Raw genomic sequence first — 5,325 nt, 5'->3', positions numbered from 1 at the left:
ATGCCGTGGTGGGTGACGAGGTGTTCGGCGGCGAGGGTGGCGAGTCCGCCGGTGCCGCCGGTGATGAGGAGGGTGTCCTGCGGGTCCCATGCCTCGAACCCGGTCCCGGACGAGGTGTCCGGCATCGCGCGGACGAGCCGGGGCACATGGGCGACACCGCCGCGCAGCGCGAGTTCGGGCTCCCCGCTCGTCAGCGCCGTGGCGGCGAGCCGCCGCGCGGACTCGGGGCTGCCGTCCGTGTCGGCCAGCACGAAGCAGTCCGGCGTCTCGGCCTGGGCCGCGCGCACGAGCCCCCACACCGCCGCGCCGACCAGGTCCGCCGGCATCCCCTCGGGGCCCACCGCTCCCCGGGTGACCACGGCGAGACGGGACGACGCCGGGCGGTCCTCGGCCAGCCAGCCCTGAAGCGCGGCCAGCACGCCGCCGAGGGTGGTGCGCAGCAGCTCCGGCATCCGCTCGGGGTCCGTCACCTCGGCCGGCGGGACCGGGAGGACCAGCAGCTCCGGGGTGGCACCGGCGCCCGCGGGCTCGCCCGCCGGAAGCAGCGCGGCGCGGGCGGCGGGGTCCGTGGCCTCATGGCCGGGCAGCACGGCCCAGGACGTCCCGGGCACGGCGGAGGACTCGTCGGGCTCCGGCTGCCACTCGACCCGGAACAGCGAGTCGCGGTGCGGGGCCGGGGCGGTCGACAGGCCGTCGAGCGCGACCGGACGCAGGATCAGCGCGTCGACGGACGCCACCGGCGCTCCCGTCGGGTCGGCCAGGGTCAGGCTCACCGTGTCGTCCCCGGCCGGTGCGACCCGTACCCGGAGCGCCGCGGCGCCCACGGCCCACAGGCTCACCCCGCTCCAGCTGAAGGGCAGCCGGATTCCATCGGCGGTGCCCGTGGTGCCGAAGGGACCGAGGCCCGCCGCGTGCAGGGCCGCGTCGAGGAGCGCGGGGTGCAGACCGAACCGGGTGGCCTCGGCGCGGGCGTCCTCGGCGAGGGCGACCTCGGCGAACACCTCGTCACCGCGCTCCCAGGCGGCGGTCACTCCCTGGAAGACCGGGCCGTAGCCGTAGCCCTCCTCCGTCAGCCGCTCGTAGAGGTCCGTCACCTCCACAGCGGCGGCGCCCTCCGGCGGCCACGGGGCCGAGGCGTCCGCGGGCTCGGGCCGCGCCGTCTCGGGGACCAGGAAGCCGGTGGCGTGCCCCGTCCAGGCCGTCTCGTCGTCGTCGCCGGACTCGGTGGCGGTCTGCGGGCGCGAGTGGATCGCCACCGGGCGCCGGCCGTCCCCGTCGGGCACGCCCACGAAGACCTGGAGCTGGACGCCGCCCTTCTCGGGCAGCGGCAGCGGGGCGGTCAGGGTGAGCTCGTCGATCCGGCCGCAGCCGACCTGGTCGCCGGCGCGGACGGCGAGCTCCACCAGCGCCGTGCCCGGCAGCAGCACCGTGCCACCGGCGGCGTGGTCGGCCAGCCACGGGTGGGTGTCGAGACCGATCCGGCCCGTCAGCAGCGCGCCGTCGGCGTCGGCGAGACCGATCACGGCACCCAGCAGGGGGTGGTCGGCGCCGTCGAGCCCGGCCGAGGTCACATCGGAGCCGCCCTGCTCCGGGCGCGGCCAGTACGCGCGGCGCTGGAACGGATAGGTGGGCAGATCCACCCACGACGGCTCGTGCGGCGCGAACACCGACTCCCAGTCCACGCCCACTCCGCGTACCCACGCCTCCGCGAGCGAGCGGTGGAAGCGGTCCATGCCGCCGTGGTGTCTGCGCAGCGAACCGAGCGCGGCGGCGGGCCGCCCGACGGCCTCCCCGGTCTCCTGGACGCCCATCGACAGCACCGGGTGCGGACTCGCCTCGACGAAGACGGTGTGCCCCTCGGCCAGCAGTGCCCGGGTGGTCTCCTCGAAGCGCACCGTCCGGCGCAGGTTGCGGTACCAGTACGCGGCGTCGAGTCCGGTGGTGTCGATGACGGACGCGGTCACCGTCGAGTAGAACGGGACGCGGGAGGCGCGCGGGGTGATGTCCGCGAGAACGTCGAGCAACTCGTCCTCGATGGCCTCCACATGGGCGGAGTGCGAGGCGTAGTCCACCGGGATCTTCCGCGCCCACACGCCGTCCGCCTCCAACTCGGCGTGCAGTTCGTCGAGCGCGCCCGAGTCGCCCGAGACGGCCACCGATCCCGAGCCGTTGACCGCGGCCACGGACAGCCGCCCGTCCCAGCGGCGCAACCGCTCCTCGACCCGGTCGGCGGGCGCGGACACCGACATCATGCCGCCGGGACCCGCCAGCCGGCGCGCGATGACCTGGCTGCGCAGGGCCACCACCCGGGCGGCGTCCTCCAGGGAGAGGGCGCCCGCGACGCACGCCGCGGCGATCTCACCCTGCGAGTGGCCGACGACGGCGGCGGGCCGCACCCCGTGGGCGCGCCACAGCTCCGCCAGCGACACCATCACGGCGAACAGCACGGGCTGCACGACGTCGACGCGCTCCAGGGAGGGCGCGTCGGGATCGCCGCGCAGCACGGCCAGCAGGTCCCAGTCGGTGAACGCGCTCAGGGCCCGCGCGCACTCGTGGACGCGCTGGGCGAACACCGGTGAGGAGTCGAGGAGTTCGACCGCCATCCCGGCCCACTGCGAGCCCTGCCCGGGAAAGACGAAGGCCACCTTGGCCCGGCTGGCGGCCGTGCCGATCGCCAGGTTGTCGGGGGTGTCGCCCGCCGCGGCGGCCCGCAGCCCCGCGAGCAGCTCGTCCCGGTCGCCCGCGACCAGCACGGCGCGGTGCTCCAGCGCGGCGCGGGTGGTGGCCAGCGAGTGGCCGAGGTCGGCGAGGCGGACACCGAGGTCGCCCGCGACCCGCTCGGCGAGCCGTCCCGCCTGCTCGCGCAGCGCCGCCGTGCTCTTCGCGCTGAAGAGGTACGGGAACGGCCGCGCGGCCACGGCGGCCGGCTCGGCGGCCGGGACCGGCTCGCTCTCCGGCGCCTGCTCGATGATCACGTGAGCGTTGGTGCCGCTGAGCCCGAAGGACGAGACCGCGGCGCGGCGCGGACGGTCCCGCACCCACGGCAGCGGCTCGGTGAGCAGCCGCACGGAACCGTCCTCCCAGTCCACCTTGGCCGAGGGGGTGTCCACGTGCAGGGTGCGCGGCAGCACCCCGTGCCGCAGCGCCAGCACCGACTTGATCACCCCGGCCACGCCGGCGGCGGCCTGGGTGTGCCCGATGTTGGACTTGACCGAGCCGAGCCACAGCGGATCGTCCGCGGGACGGTCCTTGCCGTACGTGGCGATGAGCGCCTGCGCCTCGATGGGGTCGCCGAGGACGGTGCCCGTGCCATGGGCCTCCACGAGGTCGACGTCCGCCGTGGTGAGCCCCGCGTCGGTGAGCGCCTGGCGGATCACCCGCTGCTGCGAGGGCCCGTTCGGCGCGGTCAGGCCGTTGCTCGCGCCGTCCTGGTTCAGCGCCGAGCCCCGCACCACCGCGAGGATGCGGCGGCCGTTGCGGCGCGCGTCCGACAGCCGCTCCAGTACGAGCATGCCGACGCCCTCGCCCCAGCCCGTACCGGCGGCGGAGTCGGCGAAGGACCGGCAGCGGCCGTCGAGCGCGAGCCCGCGCTGCCGGCTGAACTCCACGAACGTACGGGCCGTGGACATCACGGTGACCCCGCCCGCGAGCGCGAGACCGCACTCGCCCTTGCGCAGCGCCTGCACCGCCAGATGCAGGGCCACCAGCGACGACGAGCAGGCCGTGTCGATCGACAGGGACGGCCCTTCGAGGCCCAGCGTGTAGGAGACGCGGCCCGAGACGATGCTGCCGTCGGTGCCGGTGACCATGAACCCCTCGGCGCCCTCGGGCACGGTGCCCACCCGCACCGGGTAGTCCGTGGCCATCACGCCCGCGTACACACCGGTCCGGGTGCCGGCGAGGGACTGCGGGTCGATGCCCGCCCGCTCGAACGCCTCCCAGGACACCTCCAGGAGCAGCCGCTGCTGGGGGTCGGTGGCGGTGGCCTCGTGCGGGCTCATCCCGAAGAACGCCGCGTCGAACTCCGGCGCCCGGTGCAGGAATCCGCCCTGCCCGGTGTAGCTGGTGTGCGGCCGGGTGCCCTCCGGATCGACCACTCTGTCGAGGTTCCAGCCCCGGTCGGCGGGGAAGTCGGTGATGGCGTCGGTGCCCGAGGCGACGAGCGACCAAAGGTCCTCCGGGGACTCCACGTCCCCCGGGAAGCGGCAGCTCATGCCCACGATGGCCACCGGCTCGGCGGCGGCGGCCGTGGCCTCGTCATACCGCCGGCGCAGCCGCTCGTTCTCCAGCAGCGATGCGCGCAGCGCCTCGGCGATCTTCTGCACGGGTGTGTCCACGGTCGTCACTCGCATTCCTGCTCACTTGTATGGCTGGTGACTTGAGTCGTTCATGCCGGGACGGGGGCCCCGGGCAGGGGCCCCGCCGCCGTCATTCGGGCTGTTCCGCGTCGCTGCGCTCGAAGGCCTCGCGGATGAGGTCGTCGATGTCCATCGCCAGGATCGCGTCGCTCTGGTCCTCCTCGACGACGAGCCCCACGGCGGCTTCCGGGCCGTCCGCCGCGAGCCCGGCCGGGGCCAGGGCGAGCAGCGCGTCGAGCAGCCCCGCCTCCCTGACCCGGGCCAGCGGCACCGAGGCCAGGACGCGCCGCAGCGCGTCCTCGTCCGCGTCCGCGGCCCCCTGGGACTCGGCCGCCGCGGACCGGGCGCTCGCGGCGATCTCCTCCAGCGCGGGCGACAGCTCTTCCAGCAGGGACTCCGCCAGGGCCTGCGGCGTCGGATAGTCGAAGATCAGCGTGGCGGGCAGCCGCTGCCCCGTCGTCTTCTTCAGCCGGTTGCGCAGTTCCACCGCGGTGAGCGAGTCGAATCCGGACTCCTGGAACGTCCGCGCCGGGTCGACCGCGGCGGCGTCGGCGTGCCCGAGCACCGCGGCCACCTCGACGCCGATCACGTCTTCGAGCAGCCGCAGCCGTTCGTCCTCGGCCAGCGGCGCCAGCCGCTGTTCCAGCGTCGCGAGATCGGCCGGGGCGGCCCGCTCCGCGGTGCGCGCGGCGGGCCTGGCCGGCGCGGTCACGGCCGCCGCGCGGAGGTTGTCGGTGAGCGGCGGTGTGGGCCGCCCCGGGTTGACCTTGACCGGAAGGAGCGCGGGGTGACGCGTGGCGAGGGCGGCGTCGAACAGGGCGAGGTTCTGCGCGGTCGTCAGGGGCAGCAGGGCACCGCCGCCCAGCCGCTCCAGGTCGCTGCGGGTGAGGCCGGCGGCCATGCCCTGGCCGGTGTTCCACAGGCCCCAGCCGAGGGAGTGGGCGGGCAGGCCGTGGGTTCGGCGGTG

General features: G+C 75.6%; 2 protein-coding genes. Both read right to left on the bottom strand.

The window, feature by feature from the left end:
- Window positions 1-4,337, bottom strand: a 4,337-nt coding sequence (locus tag AB0L74_RS34670) for an acyltransferase domain-containing protein (RefSeq protein WP_365661559.1), incomplete at its 3' end; no start/stop codon positions are given.
- Window positions 4,338-4,428: 91 nt separating this feature from the next.
- The coding region (locus AB0L74_RS34665; RefSeq protein ID WP_365661556.1) for a beta-ketoacyl reductase at window positions 4,429-5,325 on the bottom strand (897 nt) is incomplete at its 5' end.

It is taken from the genome of Streptomyces sp. NPDC052020 (assembly GCF_040680575.1).
Lineage (GTDB): Bacteria > Actinomycetota > Actinomycetes > Streptomycetales > Streptomycetaceae > Streptomyces.
This window is presented reverse-complemented; position numbering and strand designations above follow the sequence as displayed.